Here is a 25,105-nt window from a genome sequence, read left to right on the forward strand (position 1 = left end):
ATGTAACCAATTCATATCTTTATCAATAATTATAGATATTTTTAACATTTAATTAAAGAATTGATTCTTAAGAAATTTTTAAAAATTACATAAAATAATTTCCTTTATTATATTTATATAACATGAACTCTCATTTGATAAATTGATTTTAAACCCATATAATCAAAGAGTAATTTATATTATCAAATGTTAAATCTTATAGAGAAGGAGGGTACATATTGAATAATTTTTTTAGAAACAATAAATCATATATAAAAATGGTATTAGTAATAATAGTATCTTATCTATCAATAAAGTTAATAGATAATATTCCTAGTGTTATGTCTGCTATTCATACAATTTTAGCAGTACTATTACCTTTTTTATTAGCATTTATTATTGCCTATATATTAAATCCAATTGTAAATTTATTTAGCAAAAAATTTAAATTATCAAGAGGAATTAGTATAGTAATAACTTACTTAATATTTGTAACATCAATTTCACTAGCAGCAACTTATTTATTACCTAAATTATATACAAGTTTAATTGAGTTAATAGATAATATACCTGCATTTACTAATTATGTACAAAACCTATTTACAGAAATAATGGCAAGTTTTAAAGTTCCTGAAGGAATAAACTCTTATTTACCTCATGGAGATACTAATAAACTAATAACATTTATTGGTTCTATGGTTACAGTGTTATCAAACTGGTTACTAGATGCTGCCATAAGCTTAACTAGTTCTATAATAAACTGGATATTTGGATTCTTAATTTCCATATATGTTTTAGTAGATAAAGATAAATTCTTAGCTCACAGTAGTAAAGTTACAAGAATCATTTTTGGTAAAGATCTTGGAAACGAAATATTAGAATTTATAAAGATACTTAATGAAAAAATAGGAACTTATGTTGGAATAAAAGCAATAGATTCCTTAATAATTGGTGTACTAGCCTTTATTGGATTAACAATAATGAAATCTGAGTATGCACTTTTATTATCAGTAGTAGTTGGTATAACTAATATGATTCCTTACTTTGGACCATTTATAGGTATGGTTGTAGGATTCTTTATAAATGTATTTATAAGCCCAATGAAAGCAGTTATTGTTTTAATATATCTTTTCATATTACAACAATTTGATGCTTGGTACTTAGATCCAAAACTTATAGGAAACAGAGTTGGTCTTAGCCCATTTTTAGTAATCCTTGGAGTTACCCTTGGAGGAGCTATCTATGGTCCTATAGGTATGATACTTGGAAGTCCAGTTATGTCAGTTATTAGAATCTATACTTTAAAATTAATTAAAAAATTTGAATATAGAGCAGAATAATAAAAAGAAGTTGTATTTAATACAACTTCTTTTTATTACTTAAATATATTTTAAATCAAATTTAATTTCATTATATATTCATTTACAACTATATTTTTATTTTTTGATTTTACAATTTTTAATATTGAATGAGATTTTTTTATTGCTACAGTAATTGGCATATCACAGTCATTATCCTTTTCAAAATACATAAGTATTTGACCAGTTAAAACTTCTCCCCTAATATCAACCATAGGCTCAATAGCTTTTATATTCTTATTTATATGAGTGCTTACTATTATATTAACTCCTTCTTTCATCCCAATCTCTATAAATCCATAATCCTTTGAAATATTAATAACTTCCCCATGAACTGGAGAAAATAAAAATTCATTATGTGAATTTAAACTAATTATTTCTTCTAAATCCTCTAAATTAAAAGCCTTGTTTAAAACAATATAATCTAAAACATTTCCCTCACCTGGCGCCATAATATAAATTTCATTATCTGATTTATTTAACATATATAAACACCTCTTGTTTTTAAAATATTTAGACCTTATTAATTTATATGTTTTCAGCTTTTAAATTATAATTCTATCTACACTTATCTTAATTAAAGAATATCTTAATAAATTATCTTTTTCCTTTATAATAAGTTATAGAATATATAATTCATAAAAAGCCAAATTCAATCACAAAATCTTTTATAATTAAAATTTTTGATATAATACCTTGTAATTTTTGAATGTTTTTTATTGATTTTGATTGTTTTTGGATGTATAATTTAGTTACAAGGTTTTAGGAGGTTATTATGTTAAGTGAAAAAAGACATGAGATAATATTAAACTTATTAAAACTAAAGGGTTTTGTTAGCCTAACTGAATTGCTTGAAGCTACTGAAAGCTCTGAATCAACTATAAGAAGAGATTTAAGTTATTTAGAATCTATAAATCTATTAAAAAGAGTTCATGGTGGCGCTAAATCATTGGCTAATGTTTCAAAAGAATTAAGTTACAACGAGAAATCATCCAAAAGCATTCACGAAAAAAGAGCTATAGCAAAATATGCAGCTTCTTTAATAGAAGATGGCGATTGTATTTTTGTAGATGCAGGCACTACAACATATGAATTAATCGATTACTTAGAAGGAAAAGATATACTTGTTGTAAGTAATGGCTTATCTCATATAGATACATTAATCCAAAAAAATATTAAGTGCTATGTAATAGGTGGAAATATTAAAATTTCTACAAAAGCAATAACTGGATGTGATGCATTAATGTGTCTTTCAAAATTTAGATTCGATAAATGCTTTATTGGTGCTAATGGAGTTCATCATACCTATGGACTTACTACTCCAGATACTGAAGAAGCAATATTAAAAGAATGTGCAATAAATAATTCTAGAAAAGCTTATGTATTAGCTGACGACTCTAAATTTGGAGAGATTTCAACAATAAAATTCTCTGATATTAACAAATGTGTAATAATAACAAACGAAAAACCTAAAGATAATACATATGATAAAAAAACTGATATAAAGGTGGTTGATATTTAATGATTTATACTCTTACTCTTAATCCATCTATTGACTATGTAATAGATGTAGAAAACTTAGAGCTAGGAAAAGTAAACAGAACAAGTAAAGATTTTAAATTTCCTGGCGGAAAAGGAATTAATGTTTCAAGAATTTTAGGAAATCAAAAAATAGATAATATAGCCCTTGGATTCCTTGGTGGATTTACTGGTAAGTTTATTGAAGATAATCTAAAGGCTTTAGGGGTAAAAACAGAATTTATAAAAGTAAAAGGTGATTCAAGAATTAATGTAAAAATTAAATCTAACAAAGAAACAGAAATAAACGGAGCTGGTCCAATGATAACATCTGAAGAATTAGACTCACTGTTTAATAGATTGGATCAATTAGTAGAAGGCGATATATTAGTTCTTGCAGGTAGTATTCCATCTACTCTTCCTAAAGATTTATACCTTCAAATACAAAAGAGAGTTTCTAAGAAAAATGTAAAGGTTGTAGTTGATACTTCTGGAAAAGCTCTTTTAGAAGCTATAAAAAATAAACCTTTTTTAATAAAACCAAATAATCATGAAATTGAAGAAATATTTGATGTAAAAATAAATTCTGAGAAAGAACTTATTAAATACGGAAAAGATTTAGTTTCCCTTGGAGCAGAAAACGTAATAATCTCTATGGCTGGAGATGGTGCTCTATTAATAAATAAGGATGGTGTATTCAAAGGAAACGCACCTAAAGGAGAAGTTAAAAATTCTGTAGGAGCTGGCGACTCTTTAGTAGGAGGTTTCTTAGCAAAATATGTTGAAACTAAAGATTTAATTGCTTCCTTCAAAAATGGAATAGCCTCAGGAAGTGCTAGTGCATTTTCTCTAGATTTAGCTCTTGCTGAAGATGTCAATAAATTATTACCAATTATAAAAATTGAAAAATATGAGGAGGTTTAAAATATGAAAATTTCTCAATTATTAAGTCTTGACACAATAAAACTTAACCTTGCTGCATCTAATAAAAATGAAGTTATAGATCAATTAGTTGATGTTTTATGGGATGCTGGAAAGTTAACTGATAAAAATCTTTATAAAGAAGAGATTTTAAAGAGAGAAAGTTTATCTTCTACTGGTATTGGCGAAAGAATAGCAATTCCTCATGCTAAAACAAAGGCAGTAAAAAATGCATCTTTAGCTCTTGGTATATACAAATACGGTGTAGATTATGATTCACTTGATGGTGAACCTGTTAATATAGTATTTATGATTGCTGCTCCAGCTGGAGCAAATGATGAGCATTTAGAAACTCTATCTAGACTTTCAGTACTTTTAATGAATCCTGATTTCAAAAATGGACTTTTAAATGCTAAAACACCAGAAGAAGTTATTTCTCTTCTTGATAAATTTGAAGAAAATGAAGAATCTGATGAAACTCAAGCTTCTAATGAAGCAGAAAATAATTCAAATAAGAAATATATCTTAGCTGTTACAGCATGTCCAACTGGTATTGCTCATACTTATATGGCTGCTGATTCACTTAACAAAACTGCTAAGGAAATGGATGTACATATAAAGGTTGAAACTAATGGTTCAACAGGAGTAAAAAATAGATTAACTCAAGAAGACATAGATAAGGCTGACGGTATAATAGTTGCAGCTGATAAACAAGTTGAAATGGCTAGATTCAATGGTAAAAAGGTCGTAATAGTTCCTGTAGTTCAAGCTATGAAAAGACCTCAAGAATTAATAAACGAAGCATTAAGTGGCTCTGCTCCAGTTTATTCTCATTCTGGAGATTCTTCTAATCAATCTTCTGGTAAGACTGAAAGAAGAGGATTTTATAAACACTTAATGAATGGTGTTTCAAATATGTTACCATTCGTTGTTGGTGGTGGTATATTAATAGCTATATCATTTATGTTTGGTATTCACTCAGCTGAAATAAATGATCCTACTTTTAATCCAATAGCTAAATTATTAAAAGATATTGGTGGGGGAAATGCTTTCTTCCTTATGATTCCTGTTCTTGCTGGATTCATTGGATCAAGTATAGCTGATAGACCTGGATTTGCACCTGCTATGGTTGGTGGTTTAATTGCTGCTAACAGTGGCTCTGGTTTCCTTGGTGGATTAATCGCTGGTTTCCTTGGTGGATATGTAGTTGTATTATTAAAGAAAATATTTAGTAAATTACCTCAATCATTAGAAGGTATTAAACCTGTTTTACTATATCCTCTATTTGGTATCTTAATAACTGGTGCCCTAATGTACTTAGTAATTGTTGGCCCTGTAACTGCTTTAAATAATAACATAGCAATATGGTTACAAAACATGGGAACTGGAAACTTAGTTCTTCTTGGAATAGTATTAGGTGGAATGATGGCTATAGATATGGGTGGTCCTATAAATAAGGCTGCATTTACTTTTGGTATAGCTATGATAGCTTCTGGAAACTACTATCCACATGCTGCTATAATGGCTGGTGGTATGGTACCTCCTTTAGCTACAGCTTTAGCAACTACTTTCTTCAAAAATAAATTTACTAAAGATGAAAGAGATGCTGGTACTACTAACTATATAATGGGATTAACTTTCATAACTGAAGGAGCTATTCCATTTGCTGCGGCTGACCCATTCAGAGTTATTCCTGCTTGTGTTATAGGTTCAGCTATAGCTGGAGGATTATCAATGGTATTTAAAATAGGTTTACCAGCTCCTCATGGTGGAATATTCGTAGTTCCAGTAGTTGAAGGAAATCCTCTTTTATATCTTCTATCAATATTAGTAGGCTCTATTGTAGCTGCTCTAATAATCGGCTTCTTAAAGAAACCTGTAAATGAAATAAATAAATAAGTTAATATATAAAATAAGTCTTAATAAAACTTACAAACATATTCCGAGAATTACTAGATATTCTTTTCATACTGTTTGTAAGTTTTATTTTTAACTTTTTATAACTAACCTTTGGATTTTAAGTAATTAAAATTTAACTACTAAGCAATAAGTTAAAACCACCTGAAAATAGGTGGTTTTATTTTTTAATAAATAAAAAAAGATTAGATAGAAATTCTTTTTAGAATTCTATCTAATCTTTAATTAAAATTTTCTATTATATATATACTTACTTTTTCAAACTATAATACAAATTTAAATATTTCAACTACTATAGCAGCTATGCATGCGCTTATTGGGATTGTTAATATCCAAGCCCAAACTATATTCTTAGCAACTCCCCACTTAACCGCTTTAGGATTTTTAGAAGCTCCAACACCCATTATGGTAGTTGTTATTATGTGAGTTGTACTTACAGGTGCATGGAACATAGTAGCTATTCCTATAACTCCAGCTGCCCCAGTTTGTGCTGCAAATCCATTAACAGCGTTTAATTTAGCAACTCCACTTCCCATTGTTTTAATTATTTTTTGACCACCTATTGAAGTTCCTGTTGCCATTGCAATTGCACATAAAGCTATAACCCAAGTTGGTACTTCAAAAGTAGATAAAAATCCTCCACTTAAAAGTGCCATAGTAATTATACCCATTGATTTTTGAGCATCATTACCACCATGGTTTAAAGCCATTAATGCTCCTGAAACCACTTGTAATTTTGAGAAAATTCTATTTACAGGTCCTGGTTTGCATCTTCTTAGTGCCCAGTTTAATAAAATCATAAATATGTATCCAACTATTAAACCTATAATTGGTGATAATATAAGCCAAAGAATTACTTCATCAAAAAGAGTTCCCCAACTTACTATGTTTATTGAATGTGAATAAGCTATTCCTCCACCTATTAATGATCCTATTAAGGCATGAGAAGAACTACTTGGAATTCCAAAATACCAAGTAATAAGATTCCATATAATAGCTCCTAATATAACTGCTGCAATAACCCATAGAGGTATTTTATTTTGATCTACTATACCATCTCCCACAGTTTTAGCAACTTCAGTTCCTAAAAATGCTCCAACAAAGTTAAATACGGCACATAAAGCTATGGCAGCCTTAGGTGAAAGAGCTCTTGTGGAAATTGATGTAGCAACTGCCGTTGCAGTATCATGAAATCCATTTATAAAATCGAAAGCTAATGTTAAGAGAATAATAACAACTGTTACAGCTAAAGTACTAGACATACTTCATCACTACTCCCTCAACTATATTGGCTACAGCCTCACAACTATCTAAAGTTGCCTCTAAGAATTTATATATTTCTCTCCATTTTATTATATCAAGAACTGGAGTTTTTCCATCTTCAGCAAATAATTCTGATATCATTTGTCTATAGAAAATATCTCCTTTGTTTTCTATTTTATTTATTGAAATTACTCTCTCTGTAATTTCTTTATTTTTCTTTTTCATATGCTTAAATTCTTCCATTAGAGATACTAATTCTCTTGATGCATCAACTATTAAGCTTCCTAAAACTTTAGCACCTTCTTTAGATTCATTTATGTTGAACATAGTGAATCTATGCATAGTACTTTCTATTGAATCTAAAATATCATCCATTCTTTTTGTTATAGAAAATATATCTTCTCTATCAATAGGAGTTATAAAAGAATTGTTTAGTTCTTCTATAAGTCTATGAACTATTTCATCTCCTTTATGTTCTAACTCTTCAACTCTAGCCACGTGGCTTGTTTTATTTTCAAGATCCCCTAAGGCTTCACTTAATATTACTGCTGCTTTTTCTACATTTTTTGCTTCATCGATAAACATATCATAAAATTTATCGTCTTTAGGATTTAAATTAAACATTCGTATTTCATCTCCTGGTTCTCATTATGAATTTTTATTGAACAAATCTAGTATATCATAATATTTTTTTAAATTTAACATTCAATTGATTAATTAACTTACACTTAACACAGAATGTATCTTTATCCATTTATTATACAAATTCATCTTATTTTATTTAATTTAATTAAATAAATTCTTTTAAATACCTATTATATTATTAATTATATGTAAATCCACTTAACATTGTATTATATATAGCTCAGCACTTTATTAATATTTTATTAAAAACATGTAATTATATTTTATTTTAAAAGCCTTTTAGCCTCTAAAGCTCTTTGTATTATGGTTATAAATATTATTAAGGAAAATATATTTGTAACTAAATTTAATTTTATAGATGATAGTAAAATCATAAGTGAAAAACAAATAAATCCTTCTGACCTTTCTGCAAGTCCTGCTTGGTATCTAAAAGACTTCATAGCATTATTTTGAGCTAAGGCTCCTACTGTTAAAAATATGGTCATAGATATTAAAATCATCATTGTTAATATTAAAAGATATAATCTACTATTTTGAAATTTTAAAGCTAAGACAAATATTATGCTAAGTTCAACAATTCTATCAAAGGTTATATCTAAAAGTGTTCCAAAAGGGCTAGTTAAATTCTTTTTTCTTGCCATAGCACCATCAACAGAATCTAAGTATCCTGATATCCAAAGAAAAACTACTGATAAAATCAATTTATCGAAATAAAGAAATACAGAACTTAAAACTCCTATAATTAGAGCTATTATACTAACTCCATTTGGTGTTAATCTTAACTTTAATAATGTATTAGCACCTAAATCTATTATTGGATTTACATACTTTCTTCCATAAGTATCTAACATTATTTTTTCTCTCCCTCTATTTTAAACTTTCATTTGCTTTTATTTTTATTAGATAAGTATGTGAACTACTCTCCACCTATAGGAATGGGAACACCTTAATGAATATACCTAAAAATACAGGGTTCCCCAAGCTTATAGGGTAGTTCCTACCCCAATTTAAAATTAACTCTCTTTTCCTACTTTGTTTGCTAATTTAATTCTATTTATCCATTGATTAATTGTGCTTATATTCTTTTGACTTTTAGCTTTGCCATTAATAACATCCTCATTAAAAATAAAGTCTAATATGTGTAATGCATTTTTATCTGAAGATTTAAAGGTATTTACGCAGGATTCACAGTAAGAAACTATATTTTCACATTCTGTAGAATTAGCTCTTTTATTTTTTTGACTTAGCCATAATTCCTTATTTGTAACTCCTACCATTCCTCCACAACCACAACATTCAGTTTTACTTCTATTCTTCTCAAATTCTACTATTTTAATTCCTAAATCTTTAAGTATGCTTCTAACAGCTTCGTGAATTTGTTCTTCTTTTTTTATAGGACATGGATCATGCAAGGCAAATTCTTCTTTTAAATCTGAATATTTGTTTTTTAGTTCCTTTGGCACTCCAAATTCATTTATAACTTCCCAAAGTGTTATTACTTTAATATCTTTAAAAGCTGATCCAAAAGTCTTATAACAATTTTCACAGGCTACTATTATTTCATCAACTTCCTTGATTTTTAGATTATTCTCTATATCATTTAAATTGCTTTCAAATAATTCTAAGTTTCCAATATCCTTTGAAGGTTTTCCACAACATTTTAGAAGTATCTCTACTTCCCCTAAATTTTCTATTAAGTAGTCCTTTATTTTAAAAATAATTTCATTGTTATATCCACTTAAGCTACAACCTGGAATAAACACTCTCTTTATTTTCTTATGATTATTTTTTGATGTTAAAAACTTAGAAAAACTACCTTTTTGATGATTTTGAACAACCTTTAAATTAAATTTCTTGCTAGTATTTTTTAAATTCTCTCTATAAGATTTTATTCTTAAATTTTGAAACATCTCTTTTAAATTTATATCTTTTGGACATGCTTCAGTACATGCATTGCAAAGCATACAAGAATATGCAATTTCATCATAATTTATTTTATTCTCATCTATATCTCTTAATATATTTTTAGGACTTTCTCCAAAAGTATTCATCATTGGACACACCTTGTAGCAAAGACCACAATTAACACAATCCTCTAAATTTTTCTTTAGTTCCTTATTTGTCATTTTTACCTCTTTTCTCATTCCAAACTTTTTTCCCTACATATATTGCTATACTTAAAGCAAATAAAATTAAAAGTCCACTCATAAGTAATTGTGCTCCCCCAGTAAGCATACCACCAACATAAGAATATACTATTGTGGCAGGTAATTGTCCAATACCTGTAGCAATGAAAAATGACCAAAAGTTCATTGATGTAAGTCCTGCAGCATAACTAACTAAGTCAAAAGATATAAAAGGTAGCAATCTTGCTATTAGTATAGTATGTTTACCATACTTTTCAAAGAAACCATCTATATCCTTTAAGGCAAATTTGCTAGTTAACTTTTCAACGGCATCTCTTCCTAAGCCTCTTGCTATATAAAAACATAGTGCTGCCCCAGCCATGGCACTACTCCATGATAATATAGCACCCTTAACCCATCCAAATATAGCTGCATTACTTAAGGTTATTAAAAAAGCTGGTATTGGTGCTATTACAGATTGAAGTACCATTAATAAAAATGATGTTATAGGTGCCCATATTCCAAAAGATAATATATATTCCTTTATCATATCTAAATTCATACTACTTAAGTAAAATATCATCTGATTTATTTTACTATTAGCAGTTGGAACAAAAAAATACACCAAAAAAGCTACTATTAAAACAATTAAGGTAGCAACCCAAGGTTTAACTATTTTCTTCAAATTATTACCTCCATTTAAATCAATATTTCATTATTATAAAATAAACCTCTACTTTTTAATAAGGTTACTCTAAACACTTTAATCCTTAATTTTAAAGTTAACCTTTAAATAAAGATTAGTTTAAATTAATAATAATGTTTTTATTAAGTTTTAAGTCTAATTGGCAAACCTTAAATTCTTAGTTTAAAGTCACTAATTAATTATATAGCAAAAATTCTAAATAACTATACTGATTATTGTAAATTTAAATTTTAATTTTATTTTAACTAAAAAAGCAGATCTCACTAAAAGTGACATCTGCTCTTATTTTAATAATCTTATTTTCTTTTCTAAATGCTAATAAATTTAGCCCTTAACTCCACCAATATTAACACCTTCTGTTAACTTCTTATGAACTAGTGAGTATATAACCATTGTAGGTACCATTACTATAACTAATCCTGCAAATAATGCTCCCCAGTCAGTTGCAAACTTTTGAACTTCCATTAAGTTTTGTAACCCTACTGGTAATGTCTTTTTATCTGCATCTGTTATGAAAGTCATTGCCATAGCATATTCATTCCAATAATTCATAAAGTTGAATATCATTATAGTTATAATACCTGGTTTAGCTAATGGAACTACTATCTTTGTTAATATTTGAAGATTAGTACATCCATCTATCATTGCTGCCTCTTCATAATCCTTTGCAATCCCCTTCATAAATCCACTCATTATATAGATTGAGAAAGGTAAGCTTAGCACTGCATATACAAGAGCTAGGGCAAATAAATTATTTAACAATTTCATTTTTTCTAATATTGTAAATAAAGGTACTATAATATATACTGGTTGAATAAATAATCCTGCCATAAATAGATTCTTTATAAAACTACACCCAAAGAACTTTTGTCTAGCTAAAACATATGATGCTGGTACACTTAAACATAGGGATAAAACCATAGCTATTATAGTAACTAATATTGAGTTGAAGAAGTAAGCGCCCATGTTAGCTTCTGTAAATGCAGTCATATAGTTAGCAAACCCAAAACTTTTTGGTAAGGCCCATGGACTTGCATAGAATTCTTTAGTAGTTTTAAAAGAAGACATTATTGTCCATATAATTGGTACTATAACTAAAATAGTTGCAGCTATTAATATAATCCTTAATAATGTATTAGATATTACTTTTTTAGTTTTGTTTTCAGTATCTAAACCTACATTTTTTCTCTTTTTAGTTTCTAACATGTTATCTCACTCCCTTCTGTTGTAATCTTTTTACTCTCTTTTCTTCCCTTGCATCAGAGTCACTTAATTTATTGATTATTAATGCAAGGATCATAGCAAAAGCAAATATAGTTACCCCAACTGCCATAGCATATCCATATTGAGAATTTGTAAAGGCTTGCTTATACATATATGTCAATAAAACCTCTGATTTTCCATTTGGTCCACCCTTAGTCATTACAGTTACAAAGATAAAGCTTAAGTTAAGTGCCCCTGTAATAAAGAATGCAAAGGTTACTCTAACTACATCCCATAAAAGTGGTAATGTTACATATCTAAACTTTTGCCAAGCTGAAGCTCCTTCTAAATAACAAACTTCATAAAGTGAAGGTGATATTCCATCTAATCCAGCTATATAAATTACCATATAATAACCAACAGCTTGCCATACCATAGTTATAACTAATGCCCATAGAACTAATTTTGAATCTCCAAGCCATGCCAGACCTGCTAACTTATCTAGTCCTATCATTTCAAAAAATGCTTTAAGAATTCCTATTGATGGGTCATAAACATATGTAAATAAAACCCCTATAACAACCATTGATAATATATTTGGGAAAAATAGTATAACTCTGTAGAAATTCTTTTCTTTTAACTTACTTTGAGTTATTACTACAGCTAAGAATAAAGAAAGGGTTATTGTTATTGCTGGAAATAAAACTATTATGAAAAATGTATTCCCAAATGCTTCCTTAAAATATCTATCGTTTAAAAGTGCTTTAAAGTTATCTAACCCCACAAATACTGGTTCTCCTGAAATCCCACTCCATTCATATAAAGACATCATGAAACCTTTTCCAATTGGGTATAACATAAATATTGTAAATAGTATAAGTGCAGGCAACACACACATTGCTAAAAATATTTTTCTTTTATTACTGTTCATGAAATTTCACCCCCTATAATTTTAAAGAAGGAGAAGAATCTCCTCTCCTTCTCAATAAATTTTATTTTATCTTAATAATTATTCAACAACTTCTTTAGCAAGAGTTTGTGAATCAGATTCTAAGTTATTAATCCACTCATCAACTGTTAATTCTTTATTTATGATACTTCCTACTGGTCCAAATAAACTATCATTTCTAAAATCTAGTTTAGAGTTTGTTGGTTTAAATGAAAGTGGAATTGGTTTAGCACCTTCTTCAACAACCTTATAAGACTCATATCCTGATGCATCTAATGAAGATTTAGCTTTTTCAACTGCTCCCTTAACTGGAACTACAGCCTTAGCTATTTCAGCATTCTTTTGAACCATAGCATCTGTATATTGGAATGCTAAGAATTCTTTTGCTAATTCAACTTGATCTGATTTAGCTGGGATATACATTTGCTCTATTGTAGTAGTTACATATGGAGTATCCCCTTCTTTAAATGCTGGTGGAGCCATAAATCCAAACTCAAATCCTTCTGGTATAGCATCTTTCATTTCTCCTTCTAACCAGCTACCACATGGTAAGAATAATGCTTTTCCATTTAAGAATTCAACTTGTGCTTGAGTATGAGTCATACCAACTGTTCCATTAAGAACCATGTCCTCATCAGCCATTCTTTGGAATATATCTAATGCTTTCTTAACATTTGGATCTTTCCAAGCACCTTCTTCATAGTTGAATATCTTTTCTACAGCTTCTTCTCCAGCTGCACTAGCTAACATTGGGAATATTACAGCCTCATTATATCCTGGTGCTTGTCCTTGATAAGTATAAAGAGCTATTCCCTCATCTTTTGCCTTCTTACCTAATTCAAAGAACTCATCCCAAGTTTTTGGAACTTCCCATCCTTTTTCTTTGAATAATGCTTTGTTATACCACATACCTGTAACATTATAGTAAAGTGGTGCTAAGAATACTTTTCCATCTCCATATGGAGTTGTAAGTGGTGTATCTAAAAATCCTGGTAATATTTTATCTTTTAATTTTTGTCCTGGATTATCTGGATCTTCTCTATCAAATACATCACTTAAATCTACTAAAGCTTTATCCTTTATTAAAGCATTAGCTATACCTGATGGGTCATTTGTACTTAAGTATATAAAGTCAGGTGTATTTTCTGATGATAATTTAGGTCTTATAATATCACCTATTTTAGGATTAGCTTCCATCTTAACTTCTACATCTGGGTGCTCAGCTTCAAAGGCATCTATACAAGCATCCCAGTAATCCTTACCAAATCCACCTTCAAAAACAGCTATTTCTAAAACCTTTTTCTCTCCTGAACCTTCAGCTTGTTCAGTTGATGGCTTTTCATTATCTTTTGGTGCCTCTTCTTTATTTCCACATCCAACAAATGCAGAGGCAGCTATAGCTGTAACACATGCAACAGTTAGCATTTTAACTAATTTTCTTTTCATAAACTCTCTCCTCCAATACCCTTACTCATTTCTTGTAAACATTTTCTTCTCATATTTATAATACTTCTTATTGGAATTTTTTTGAATATAAGGATTTTACTTAAACATGTACTTTTTTTACAATATCAATACAAAATAAAAATAATCTATATTTATGACAAAACTTTATTACTATAATCCTTTTTAAACTTAGATGGACTTACCCCATAAAACTTCTTAAAAACTCTGTTAAAATAAAACTGATCTGTCATTCCAATACTGTTAGCAACCTCTTTAACTAAAGTATCTTGCTGTTTTAATAATTCCTTAGCCTTTTTCATCTTTACTTCATTTATAAAGTACATAAGATTTTTTCCTGTTTCATTTTTAAAAATTCTACTTAAATAACTTTCATTTAAATTCACAGCATTAGCTACCATAACCAAGGTTATTCTCTTATCAATATTCTTTTCTATAAACTTTATAATCTCATTAACCTCTTTTTTATAACTAAGCTCTTTGCTCTTTATATATCTTTGATTGATATAATCTATTAAAATAGTTGAATTATTTATTAATTCCTCTATGTTATCACTCTTTAATATCTTTCCTTTTAATTCTTTTATACCATTTAAATCATCTTGTACATACTCATGATACTCTATTAATTCGCACATAAAATTTACATAGTTTATTAAAGCCGAAGGTTTTACATTCATATTAGAACATCTTCTAGCAAATTCTTTTATAAGTTCCTTATTAGAAGAAATTTCTCCTAACTCTATATTCTCTAAAATGGCATCTGTTACTTCTTTTCTAAGCTTAATAGCATCACCAAACCCCAAAAATTCTTCACTTATTATTAAAAAGTTTTCTTTTCCATAAAACTTTAGACTAAGAATTTCCTCAACCTTTTTAAAGCTCTCTTTTAAGCCTCTTACACTTTCTATCCTTTTTATTAAGACAGCACTAACTTTAATATTTAAATAAAGCATTATTAAATTCTGTATATTTATTGTTTTTATCTTTAAACTATTAAAATCCATCTTAGATATAAAAATATACTTATGATTATTTATTGGAATAATCTTAACCCCATTTACACTAAATTCTTCTTTTATTATGTTTTCTATAGTAATTGACAATTTATTTTTATCCTTAATTTTTTCCTCATAAATCTTTTTATAATTATCTATATAAATACAGGCACCAGTATAATATTCACAATTATCATCTAAAAAATTAATCTTTGGAAACTCATTTAAAAGTTCTTCATAAGATATATCATCCTTTAAATATTCCTTTAATAAAGAAATCTCAGCTAATTTTTTTGTTTTATCAAATTCATTTTTAAACTGAGCTTCTTTCTCTTCTTCTTCTTTCCTCTCTTCTAAACTCTCCCTAAATTTATCAATTATATCTTTAATTTATCAATTATATCTTCTAGTTCCTTTGGTCTTAAAGTTATTTTTAATAAATAATCATCTGCGCCCTTTTTCATTGCTTCCCTAACTAATTCATACTCCCCATGATTACTAAGAACAAGTATCTTACCCCTAAAATTCTCTTCTTTAAGCTTATCAATTAATTCAATTCCATTTAATCCTTTCATTTTAAGGTCCGTTATAATAAGATCAGCACCATTTTCATTTAGTATATTAAGAACTTCTGAGCCATCTTGAGCTAATCCAACTATATTAAACCCATGAGATTCCCAGTCTATTATATTTCTCATAGCAATTCTAACTATTTTTTCATCATCAGCAATAATAACCTTGAACATAAAAAATTCCCCCTATATACTCTTAGGAATTACTATTTTAACAATAGTTCCTTTATTCACCTCACTGTAAATAGTTGTCCCATAACCTAAGCCAAATGTTAACTTTATCCTCTCATCAACATTATTCCATCCAATACCTGAAAGTTTATTATCTTTAACCTTTTCTTTACTATTAAACCCCTTTCCGTTATCCTTAATCGATATTAAAATATTTTCTTCCTCTGACATAATTTTAATAATAATCTTTTGATTCTCCTTATTTTCATCAATTCCATGAATTATTGAATTTTCTACTATTGGTTGTAAAATAAACTTTATAACTTTATTTTCTAATAAAAGTTCATCTACTTCATACTGAACATCAAAGGAATTACCGTATCTTATCTTTTGAATAACAACGTAATTCTTTATATTCTCTAGTTCTTCTCTAATAGTTACAAGCTCATTTTTATCTATAATAGTATTTCTTAATAATTCTGCTAGGGAACTAAGCCCCTCGCTTACTGTATAATCTTGATTCATTAAGGCTGTCCACTTTAAAGAGTTCAATGTATTAAAGAGAAAATGAGGATTAATTTGTGCCTGTAACATCCTTATCTCTAAATCCCTTTTCTCAACTTCTTGTAATTTAGTCTTTTCAATTAATTCATTTACTCTTTTTAACATAGAATCAAAATTATCAGAAATAACACCAATCTCATCTTCATAAGTATCATTTACTAAAACCTTTAAATCCCCCTCAGATACTCTTTTCATCTTATTTAAAAGGTTATATAAAGGTACTTTAATACTTGAATATAGAAAATATGAAAATATTAATACCACTAAAGTGAAAAGTAATCCTATTATAGTCATTTCCTTCCTTAAACTTTGAATATCAGCATTTATAAAATCATAAGGGGTCATTGAAGCTATATACCAATTAAATCCCTTTAATTTTCTATATGTAGCTACATAATTTTCTCCATTTACCACTATACTCCTTGCTGTATCCTTAGCCCCTTTATCTTTAAGGAACTTATTTAAATCTGTCTCCTCTAATATAAAATTACTATTTAAATTATTTTCAGAAATTATTATGTTATTCTTATCATCTATTATAAAAATTTCACTGCCTTTACCAATATTAAAAAGAGAAAAAGAAGAAGCAAAAACTTCACTTTTTATAGCCATAAAAACATATCCCACAATACTGTTATCCTGTTTTACTGGAGTTACTATGCATATGTGAGGTTCATTATTTAAAATTGTAGAAAACCAAAATAGTCCATTTTCAGATTCATCTGCATATCTTTCTATATCTTCTCTCTTAAAATATTTAAAGCCTTGCATATAAGTAACTTCATAATCCTTTGATATTATTTCAACCTCTGCTAGATTAGGTAAAAGAGAAAGTTTTTTAGATAAGTAATCATTCATATATTTTAGAAATTCATTCTTTTCTTTTCCATCCATAAATTTGTAATTTATAAGATTATTAGCTATTTCTTCATTCATTGATAATTCAATAGATGCTCTTTCTAAGAATTCTTTATTTTTGTAAATGTCTTCACTCATGATAGAAAGCATATTTTCCGAATAATTTATTGCATTATTCTTCAATGCATTGGTAGCCTTTTTATATAGGAGTATGCCTAAAATACTACTACAAAAAATTATTCCTACAGAAAATGATGCTATAAGTCTATTTTTAATAGAAGTTTTTCTAAGAAAATTTGATATTCCTCTTAAGGTATTTGTTATTTTCTTTATTATTTTCCTCACTCCTTAGTATAATTTCTATATTCTTTTTTAACATTTTATCATATATGGTATTTTTTTGAAACTAACTTCCTAGGCTAAATATTTTATTTTCCTAATTTTTACAAAAATTATATAAAATCTAAAAAGACCCTTAGTGAAAAACTCACTAAGGATCTATATATATAAGGGAATTAAAAGAAAAAGCTTATTTATTTATATTTAACCATCTTATTTCCATAGGAGCTAAGGTTAAAGTTTCAACCTTAACACCATTTATATATGCATCTGTAATTTTTTCTTCTTGAGTATTGTTTATTACAGCCATTTTTCCTACTTCTAAGAAGGCAGCACACTCAGTATCTATATTAGTTACATAGAATTTTTTCATCTCATCCTCTTTACTTGCAGCCCAATAAATTGCTCTTAATAAAATTCTGCAATTCTCTGGAGTATATGGGAATCCTGCAAAATAAACGCTTCTACCTTTTCCATATGTGTTTACAGCACAAGTAGTATCTCCTCTGAAGTTATTCTTTAAGCAATGGCAATTACCAAAGTCCATTCTTAAAACTTGGTAACTATCACCCTTTCCATAAATGCCTTTCATCCCCTCACCAAAATCAATAGCTTTTTCACCAATTTCTTCTGTTATAAAATGATGTGGATTTAATTCATTATATTTTCTAGTGCTTAAACTAAATCCAACTTCCTTGTCAACTCCTAAAACATCTGCTAACTGGAAGAATTTATTCTCATAATGTATTGCAGTTGGTTCTCCAACCCCTATAAATCCTCCACCATTATGAACCCATTTTCTAATCATAGAAACTAATTTAGGATTTTTCCAATACTCTCCACCACTCCAAGCAGTGTAAGCATCTCCAGCATTTATAATAACTCCAGTATCCTCTGGAATTCCATTTTCTAATATATCATCAAAACTAATAAATTCTACTTCTACAGGCATACCACTTAAACATTCAACAATTCCAGCGTATGAATATATTTCCTTATACCAAAGAGCATGAGCTACTTGTTGAGTTTGCCAGCTTCTTAATTTACCCCAACAGTTTAATACACAAATCTTAAATGGGGCTACATACGCCTTAGTTCCTTTTATAGTTTCATGAATTTCTCTAAACTCATCACATATTTTTTCAACTTGCTCAACAAACTCTGGGAATTTAACTGCAAGTCCTAAATATCCACCATATCCTATTCTATCTAGTGGACTTCTTAAAATAGCTCTTCTTGCTTGTAACCAATTCTCCCTTGCTTCCCCAACAGGGTCTCCTGTTTCATTAAATACATCTGGGAAAAAGTATGGTAAAAATCTTCCTTCTGTATATTTAACTCCTGGAATATCAGCTATCATTCTCATAGTTGTTCCATTACCTACTGAACCAACCACTGCATCTAATCCAATGCTTGGGAAATACTTTCCATAAGGCTCTGTACCTATCCAGTTATCCCCTAAAAACATCATTGCTTCTTTTCCATTTTCATGACATAAATCCACTAACTCTTTAGCCATTTTTGAAACATGTTTACATTGAAAATCTATGAAATCTTTATATTGTTTTGTTGGAACCCTAAATGTTGAATTATAATAACCAGCATCAACTATATCTTCTGGTCTTAATTTATATCCTTTTTCTTTTTCGAATTGCTCTAAAGCTAAAGGACTCACTGATGAACTATATCCAAACCAATCAACAAATTTCTCCTTAGCAACCTCGTTAAAGCATAATGTAAAGTGATAGAAGAAAGTAGTAAATCTAACTACATCTACTTCTGGATTCTCATGAATCCATTTCTTTAAAGCTTCTTTAACATGTACCCTAGTCTTAGCTTGTCTACAGTCATATGGCATTTCATGAGGTTTATCGCCCCAATCATTAGTTATATGATTATACATTTGAGTTGGATCCCAAATCATATAAACTAAGAAATTTACTGTATATTCATGATAAGGTGTAGTTTCTTCTACTGTTAAGATTTCACTCTCTTTATTAAAATTCCATTTTGAAGGATCTACAACTTCACCAGTAGTTCTATCTATAACTTCCCACCATTTTTTTTCATCATGAACCTTATCTATTTCAAATTGCTCAGAATAATATCCAGCTAATATTTTTATTTCAGTTTTTTCTGATTTAGCAATAACAGGCTCTGACATTAAGTAAAGTTGTTGTAATTCATCTTTATTTTCACTAGCCCATTTTTGATCACTTCTAACTGTTAGGTATGTAGAATATAGCTTAACCCCTAAGTCAACTATATCCTTAGAAAGCTTAGTACCATCACAATCTCTTAAGGCATCAGCTCCCCATCTATCTATAATACTCTTTATTTCTTCTTTCATATTAGAATCAGTCGGTATTGTAACTCTTCCCTTTAACTCTCCCATAAATTTCTCCTCCATTTCCCTCAATCTAAACATTTAAAGTCATGTATATTAATATAACCTTTTTCTTACAGTTTAATATTAACATTTGTCAATTAACGTTTACATGTAATTTATTTACTAAATCATTGAAAATTTTGAGTATATTATTTTTAATGATAATTTATAATTAAAAAGTACTTTATTAAAAATAAAAAAACTTACAAACCTATTCTAAGAACTACTAAAAGTTCTCTTCACATGGTTTGTAAGTTTTATAGACGATTATTTTAATCCATTCCCTTTTTTAATCTTATTAAAGGTTTAATAATTTAGCTGTTACATCTTCTAAAGAATTTAATTCATTATCTAAATTTTTTATTTCTTCCTCAGCACTTGGTGTAAGGTTTAAAAGAATAAGACCTGAAGTTGAACATGTATTTTCAGTAGCTTCGTGTAAGCCTATTCTAGTATGTATTATACAACCATATTTAGTTAGTATTTCTTGAACTCTTGGTGCTGCAACAGTTCTAGGTGATATTTTGATAGCCATTATAGTGTACATAATAAATCCCTCCATAAATAATAATCTTAATTACATATTAGCATATATTAGTAAATTTTTCTTGCATAATCTTTAATTATTATTTACAAAAAATAATTACAATATACTATATTTCTTATTATTACTTCATTTAAAAAATTTCAAATAAATAATTATTTTATAAATACATCTGTGAAAGAAACAACACTATAAAATTTCTCTCATCTAAAAAGTTTCTCCCCTTAATCTTTTTATCCTCTTTATCAAATATGAAATCAAACATACTACTTCCTCCAATATAAGTTCTTCATATGCCATTCTATCCACATTTATTAATATTAAACCTAAGAATATTATGTTATTTCAAATAAAAAAATATTATATAATGTTTATATATTAAGATTTAAAGGGGTGTTTTTATGAATAATTTTTTTAAACATACACTAGAAACTCATACACCTCAAAGTATGAGTAAAATTACATCTTATATAAGAGAGGATATTAAAAATAGTAATATTGAAAATGGAATTGTGGTTGTTTATTGTCCACACACTACTGCAGGTATAACAATAAATGAAAATGCAGACCCTGATGTTGTTAAAGATTTAATTTATGGATTTGAAAAAGTTTATCCAACTAATGATCATAAATACAGACATTTTGAAGGCAATTCACATTCACACCTTAAAAGTTCTACAGTTGGAGTATCTCAGCAATTAATATTACATAGAGGTAGATTAATCTTAGGTCAATGGCAAGATGTATATTTCTGCGACTTTGATGGCCCAAGAAACAGAACTTTTTATGTTAAGATTCTTGAGGGATAATATTTAATTAATTTATTATTAATTATATTTTCAATAATATTCATCCAAAATTTTCTGTTTTTTAGTATAATTTACTTAAATAATTTGTTTTAGGGGGAATATTATGAAAATCAATCACAAAATAACATCGATTGTATTAACACTTGGACTAATATCTTCAAGCATATATACAATCAATGTAAATGCAGAAACACTTAATTCGAAAATCCAAGTATCAAACTTAAATTTATCTAACTCATATAACATAAAAAATGAAAATTTAATTAAATCTTCTAAAGAAGGTTGGATTAATACAAATGGAATATGGTACTTCTATAAAAATGGAATTATACAAACTGGTTGGCTAAATGATAATGGTATTTGGTACTATTTAAATGAAAATGGCTCTATGGCTACAGGTTGGTATAAAGTTGATTCTAACTGGTATTATTCAAATTCTAACGGAGTTATGCAAACTGGCTGGCTAAATGATAATGGCAATTGGTACTATTTAAATGACAATGGTTCTATGGCTACAGGTTGGTATAAAGTTGATTCTAACTGGTATTATTCAAATTCTAGCGGAGTTATGCAAACTGGCTGGCTAAATGATAATGGCAATTGGTACTATTTAAACGACAATGGTTCTATGGCTACATGTTGGTATAAAGTTGATTCTAACTGGTATTATTCAAATTCTAATGGAGTTATGCAAACTGGTTGGTTAAATGACAATGGTACTTGGTACTATTTAAACGACAATGGCTCTATGGCTACAGGTTGGTATAAAGTCTATTCTAAATGGTATTATTCAAATTCTAACGGAGTTATGCAAACTGGCTGGCTAAATGACAATGGTACTTGGTACTATTTAAATAGTTCTGGTGAGATGGTTACTAACACAATTATTGATGGTTGGAAAATAGATTCTAACGGTATAGCAACGCCATTAAAAGATGAAAACCATTCTATTGTATATGTAACTCCAAACGGTAAAAGCTATCACTATAGCAAAGATTGTACAGCCTTAAAAAGAAGCTCTTCTATCCTTAGCATGAGCCTTAATGAAGCTATAAATAAAGGAAAATCTGATCCTTGTAACTTATGTGTTAAATAAACTTTAACACTAAGTTTATTTAAATAGTTATTCTTAATTTTAAGATAAATACTTTTAATTATAAGTTCAAGTTATAGAATCTTTAATTTTATAACTTGAACTTATATACTTAACTTGGAAAGTTATATATTCTCTAAAAGATTTGCCATTTCAATGGCTGCCATAGCTGCATCAAACCCTTTATTACCAGCTTTAGTTCCGGCTCTTTCTATAGCTTGTTCTATATTCTCAGTTGTTACTATTCCAAAGATAACTGGTACTTCAGTATCTAAACTTACATTAGCTATTCCTTTTGATACCTCTCCACAAACATAATCATAATGACTAGTAGCTCCTCTTATTACTGTTCCTAAACAAACAACTCCGGCATATTTTCCTGATTTAGCTAATTTTTTAGCTATTAATGGTATTTCAAAAGCTCCTGGAACCCAAGCAAGGTCTATATTATCTTCCTCTACTCCATGTCTTTTAAAAGCATCTAAAGCTCCATCTATAAGCTTTGATACAATGAATTCATTAAATCTTCCTGCAACTATAGCAAACTTTTTATCTTGACCTATTAAATTTCCTTCTAAAATCCTCATTCTAATCTCTCCTTTAAACATTTTTATACTTCAAGTATTTTTTTAATTCTTCGTATCTAATATTGATACTTTTTTATCCACTTTTAATCTATCTTTAAATCTAAAATTTTAAATAACTCTATAAAATTACTGCATTATTAAATGGTGCATTTTCTCTTTCTTAGTTTTCAAATAAAACTCATTTTCCTCATTACACTTTATTTCTATAGGTACTCTTTCTACTATTTTAAGTCCATATCCCTCTAAGCCAGTTATTTTTTTAGGATTATTAGTCATTAACCTGATTTCCCTTACACTTAACTCTTTTAAAATTTGTGCTCCAACGCCATAATCTCTAAGATCTTCTGGAAATCCTAAAGCTATATTAGCTTCTACAGTATCTAATCCTTCATCTTGAAGCTTATAAGCTTTCAACTTATTTATAAGACCTATTCCTCTTCCTTCTTGTCTCATATAAAGTAATATCCCTTTTCCCTCTTCATTTATTTTTTCCATAGCCCTATGAAACTGCTCTCCGCAATCACATCTTCTTGATCCAAAAACATCTCCAGTTAAGCATTCTGAATGCACTCTTAATAATACTGGCTCCTCTGATTTTATCTCTCCTTTAACTAAAGCCACTTGATGCTCTCCTGTAAGTTTATCTATAAACCCAATAGCCTTGAACTCTCCATATTTAGTTGGCATATTAGTTTCAACAACTCTATAAACAAAATTATCTCTTTCTGTTCTATAAGCAATTAAATCTTCTATAGTTATTATTTTCATATTATGACTATTTGCAAATTCTAATAATTCATCAGTTCTAGCCATAGTTCCATCATCTTTCATTATTTCACATATTACCCCAACTTCTTTTAATCCAGCTAACTTTGCTAAGTCAATTGCCGCCTCTGTATGCCCAGCTCTCTTTAAAACGCCACCATTCTTAGCTATTAAAGGGAATACATGTCCTGGTCTTCTAAAATCCTCTGCTTTACTTTCTTCATTTATTAATTCTTTAATTGTATGAGCCCTTTCAAAGGCTGATATTCCTGTAGTTGTATCTTTATAATCTATAGATACTGTAAAGGCAGTTTCATGATTATCTGTATTATTTAAAACCATAGGATTCAATCCTAAATTTTCAGCTATCCTCTCACTTACTGGAGCACATATTAAACCCTTTCCATAAGTAGCCATAAAATTTATTTTTTCTCCAGTAACAAGTTCTCCAGCCATAACTAGATCCCCCTCATTTTCTCTTCCCTCATCATCAATAACAATAACCATTTTCCCATTTTTTATATCTTCTATTGCCTCTTCTACTAAATTAAACTTCTTCATATTTTTAAGGAGATAAAAATCCCCAACACCACCTTTCAAGAATTTTTAAAATTATTAGATATTGTTTTTTGTAACTAATACATCTACTTTGTAAAATCAAACTTAATCTAAAACAATATATAAAAATAAATATTAAATTTTAAAATACAATTTAAATAAACCCATTAATAGTTAAAAACTCTTCTGTTAAAACAGACTTTTTCTTTCTACTATCTTTTTTAAATCCTAAAAGCTTTTCAACATACTTACCAATAGAGTCACATTCTATATTTACTAAATCACCAATTTTTCTTTTAGTTAATGTTGTCTCTTCCTGGCTATGAGGAATTACTGAAACTTTAAAACTTTCCCCTTTAACCTCTGCAATAGTTAAACTTATTCCATCAATAGCTATAGAACCTTTATAAACTATATATTTGCTTAATTCATATGAAACTTTAATTTCTACCCATATTGCTTCCCCCTCATCTTTAAAAGAAATTATTTCTCCAGTGGAATCAATATGGCCAGTTACTATATGTCCATTAAATCTGCCATTAATACTCATGGCTCTTTCTAAGTTCACCTTACTTGATTTTTTTAAGTTTCCAAGATTACTTTTTCTTAAGGTTTCTCCCATAACATATGCAGTAAAATAATCTTTTCCCTTAGTTGTTATAGTTAAGCAAACTCCATTTGTTGATATACTATCACCTATCTTTGTATCCTCTAAGACCTTATTAGCTCTTATTTTCAGTAAAGATGATTTTTCATTTTTATCTATGCTTATAACTTCTCCTATTTCTTCTACAATACCAGTAAACATA

At 28.5% G+C, this 25,105-nt stretch carries 22 protein-coding genes and 3 pseudogenes; 8 read left to right on the forward strand and 17 right to left on the reverse strand.

Features of this window, described 5'->3' with window-relative positions; genetic code table 11:
• Positions 1-218: 218 nt before the first annotated feature.
• The gene (locus I6G60_RS13550) at positions 219-1,319 is read left to right on the forward strand and encodes an AI-2E family transporter (protein WP_003457700.1); all 1,101 of its coding nucleotides are present in this window, start codon (positions 219-221) and stop codon (positions 1,317-1,319) included.
• Between the two features lie 50 nt (positions 1,320-1,369).
• Here the strand turns inward: I6G60_RS13550 and I6G60_RS13555 are convergent, their stop codons facing one another.
• Positions 1,370-1,822 carry a hypothetical protein gene (locus I6G60_RS13555; protein ID WP_003457637.1) on the reverse strand — a complete coding sequence of 151 codons (453 nt, stop codon included), beginning with the start codon at positions 1,820-1,822 and terminating at the stop codon, positions 1,370-1,372.
• Positions 1,823-2,112: 290 nt separating this feature from the next.
• On the opposite strand from I6G60_RS13555, the gene I6G60_RS13560 reads away from it, so the two are divergent.
• From I6G60_RS13560 to I6G60_RS13570, 3 genes are read left to right on the forward strand one after another with little or no spacing between them, the layout of a single operon-like run.
• The gene (locus I6G60_RS13560) at positions 2,113-2,859 is read left to right on the forward strand and encodes a DeoR/GlpR family DNA-binding transcription regulator (protein WP_003465612.1); all 747 of its coding nucleotides are present in this window, start codon (positions 2,113-2,115) and stop codon (positions 2,857-2,859) included.
• Complete coding sequence (pfkB, locus tag I6G60_RS13565; protein ID WP_011590258.1) at positions 2,859-3,779, forward strand: 1-phosphofructokinase; 921 nt, start codon at positions 2,859-2,861, stop codon at positions 3,777-3,779. Before I6G60_RS13560 ends, pfkB begins: the two co-directional genes overlap by 1 nt.
• A 3-nt stretch (positions 3,780-3,782) precedes the next feature.
• Positions 3,783-5,675 carry a PTS fructose transporter subunit IIABC gene (locus tag I6G60_RS13570; protein WP_011590257.1) on the forward strand — a complete coding sequence of 631 codons (1,893 nt, stop codon included), beginning with the start codon at positions 3,783-3,785 and terminating at the stop codon, positions 5,673-5,675.
• Positions 5,676-5,956: 281 nt separating this feature from the next.
• On the opposite strand, the gene I6G60_RS13575 is transcribed toward I6G60_RS13570, so the two are convergent.
• From I6G60_RS13575 to I6G60_RS13630, 13 genes are all read right to left on the reverse strand, one after another.
• On the reverse strand, positions 5,957-6,955 hold the full coding sequence (locus I6G60_RS13575; RefSeq protein WP_003450180.1) for an inorganic phosphate transporter: 999 nt from the start codon (positions 6,953-6,955) through the stop codon (positions 5,957-5,959).
• On the reverse strand, positions 6,948-7,580 hold the full coding sequence (locus I6G60_RS13580; RefSeq protein ID WP_003450071.1) for a DUF47 domain-containing protein: 633 nt from the start codon (positions 7,578-7,580) through the stop codon (positions 6,948-6,950). The genes I6G60_RS13575 and I6G60_RS13580 overlap by 8 nt, the downstream gene beginning before the upstream one ends.
• Positions 7,581-7,864: 284 nt before the next feature.
• The gene (locus I6G60_RS13585) at positions 7,865-8,452 is read right to left on the reverse strand and encodes a CDP-alcohol phosphatidyltransferase family protein (RefSeq protein ID WP_197925423.1); all 588 of its coding nucleotides are present in this window, start codon (positions 8,450-8,452) and stop codon (positions 7,865-7,867) included.
• A gap of 162 nt (positions 8,453-8,614) precedes the next feature.
• On the reverse strand, positions 8,615-9,727 hold the full coding sequence (locus I6G60_RS13590) for a (Fe-S)-binding protein (protein WP_078233372.1): 1,113 nt from the start codon (positions 9,725-9,727) through the stop codon (positions 8,615-8,617).
• Positions 9,717-10,412, reverse strand: a complete 696-nt coding sequence (locus I6G60_RS13595; RefSeq protein ID WP_078233371.1) for a TVP38/TMEM64 family protein — start codon at positions 10,410-10,412, stop codon at positions 9,717-9,719. Before I6G60_RS13595 ends, I6G60_RS13590 begins: the two co-directional genes overlap by 11 nt.
• A 345-nt stretch (positions 10,413-10,757) precedes the next feature.
• Positions 10,758-11,639 (reverse strand): carbohydrate ABC transporter permease, encoded by an 882-nt coding sequence (locus I6G60_RS13600; protein ID WP_003449831.1) that lies wholly within the window; start codon positions 11,637-11,639, stop codon positions 10,758-10,760.
• A gap of 1 nt (position 11,640) precedes the next feature.
• Positions 11,641-12,567 (reverse strand): carbohydrate ABC transporter permease, encoded by a 927-nt coding sequence (locus I6G60_RS13605; RefSeq protein ID WP_003457627.1) that lies wholly within the window; start codon positions 12,565-12,567, stop codon positions 11,641-11,643.
• A gap of 78 nt (positions 12,568-12,645) precedes the next feature.
• Positions 12,646-14,031 (reverse strand): carbohydrate ABC transporter substrate-binding protein, encoded by a 1,386-nt coding sequence (locus I6G60_RS13610; protein ID WP_003450251.1) that lies wholly within the window; start codon positions 14,029-14,031, stop codon positions 12,646-12,648.
• Positions 14,032-14,183: 152 nt separating this feature from the next.
• Positions 14,184-15,155 carry a helix-turn-helix transcriptional regulator gene (locus tag I6G60_RS15355; RefSeq protein WP_223932424.1) on the reverse strand — a complete coding sequence of 324 codons (972 nt, stop codon included), beginning with the start codon at positions 15,153-15,155 and terminating at the stop codon, positions 14,184-14,186.
• Between the two features lie 269 nt (positions 15,156-15,424).
• Complete coding sequence (locus I6G60_RS15360) at positions 15,425-15,793, reverse strand: response regulator (protein WP_223932423.1); 369 nt, start codon at positions 15,791-15,793, stop codon at positions 15,425-15,427.
• Between the two features lie 12 nt (positions 15,794-15,805).
• Positions 15,806-17,557, reverse strand: a complete 1,752-nt coding sequence (locus tag I6G60_RS13620; protein ID WP_003471470.1) for a sensor histidine kinase — start codon at positions 17,555-17,557, stop codon at positions 15,806-15,808.
• Positions 17,558-17,741: 184 nt separating this feature from the next.
• A complete protein-coding gene (gene gnpA, locus I6G60_RS13625; RefSeq protein WP_110016372.1) occupies positions 17,742-19,946 on the reverse strand; it encodes a 1,3-beta-galactosyl-N-acetylhexosamine phosphorylase in 2,205 nt (734 codons plus the stop codon).
• Between the two features lie 292 nt (positions 19,947-20,238).
• On the reverse strand, positions 20,239-20,487 hold the full coding sequence (locus tag I6G60_RS13630) for an RNA-binding protein (protein WP_003457734.1): 249 nt from the start codon (positions 20,485-20,487) through the stop codon (positions 20,239-20,241).
• Positions 20,488-20,885: 398 nt separating this feature from the next.
• On the opposite strand from I6G60_RS13630, the gene I6G60_RS13635 reads away from it, so the two are divergent.
• The 4 genes and pseudogenes from I6G60_RS13635 to I6G60_RS15515 form a co-directional block, all read left to right on the forward strand.
• The gene (locus I6G60_RS13635) at positions 20,886-21,293 is read left to right on the forward strand and encodes a secondary thiamine-phosphate synthase enzyme YjbQ (RefSeq protein ID WP_003457667.1); all 408 of its coding nucleotides are present in this window, start codon (positions 20,886-20,888) and stop codon (positions 21,291-21,293) included.
• 103 nt (positions 21,294-21,396) lie between these two features.
• Positions 21,397-21,720: pseudogene (locus I6G60_RS15495) on the forward strand (cell wall-binding protein); the annotation flags it as partial.
• An 18-nt stretch (positions 21,721-21,738) separates the two neighbouring features.
• A pseudogene (locus tag I6G60_RS15370) lies at positions 21,739-22,098 on the forward strand (cell wall-binding protein); the annotation flags it as partial.
• Positions 22,099-22,104: 6 nt separating this feature from the next.
• Positions 22,105-22,389: pseudogene (locus I6G60_RS15515) on the forward strand (cell wall-binding protein); the annotation flags it as partial.
• A 122-nt stretch (positions 22,390-22,511) separates the two neighbouring features.
• Here the strand turns inward: I6G60_RS15515 and ribH are convergent.
• The 3 genes from ribH to I6G60_RS13655 form a co-directional block, all read right to left on the reverse strand.
• Positions 22,512-22,973: a 6,7-dimethyl-8-ribityllumazine synthase gene (ribH, locus tag I6G60_RS13645; protein ID WP_003471176.1), complete on the reverse strand. Its 462-nt coding sequence runs from the start codon at positions 22,971-22,973 to the stop codon at positions 22,512-22,514.
• A gap of 126 nt (positions 22,974-23,099) precedes the next feature.
• The gene (locus I6G60_RS13650) at positions 23,100-24,299 is read right to left on the reverse strand and encodes a bifunctional 3,4-dihydroxy-2-butanone-4-phosphate synthase/GTP cyclohydrolase II (RefSeq protein WP_197925425.1); all 1,200 of its coding nucleotides are present in this window, start codon (positions 24,297-24,299) and stop codon (positions 23,100-23,102) included.
• 151 nt (positions 24,300-24,450) lie between these two features.
• Entirely contained in the window at positions 24,451-25,104 is a 654-nt protein-coding gene (locus I6G60_RS13655) for a riboflavin synthase (protein ID WP_003471205.1), read from the reverse strand.
• Position 25,105: the final 1 nt, after the last annotated feature.

Source organism: Clostridium perfringens (assembly GCF_016027375.1).
Taxonomy (GTDB): Bacteria; Bacillota; Clostridia; order Clostridiales; family Clostridiaceae; genus Sarcina; species Sarcina perfringens.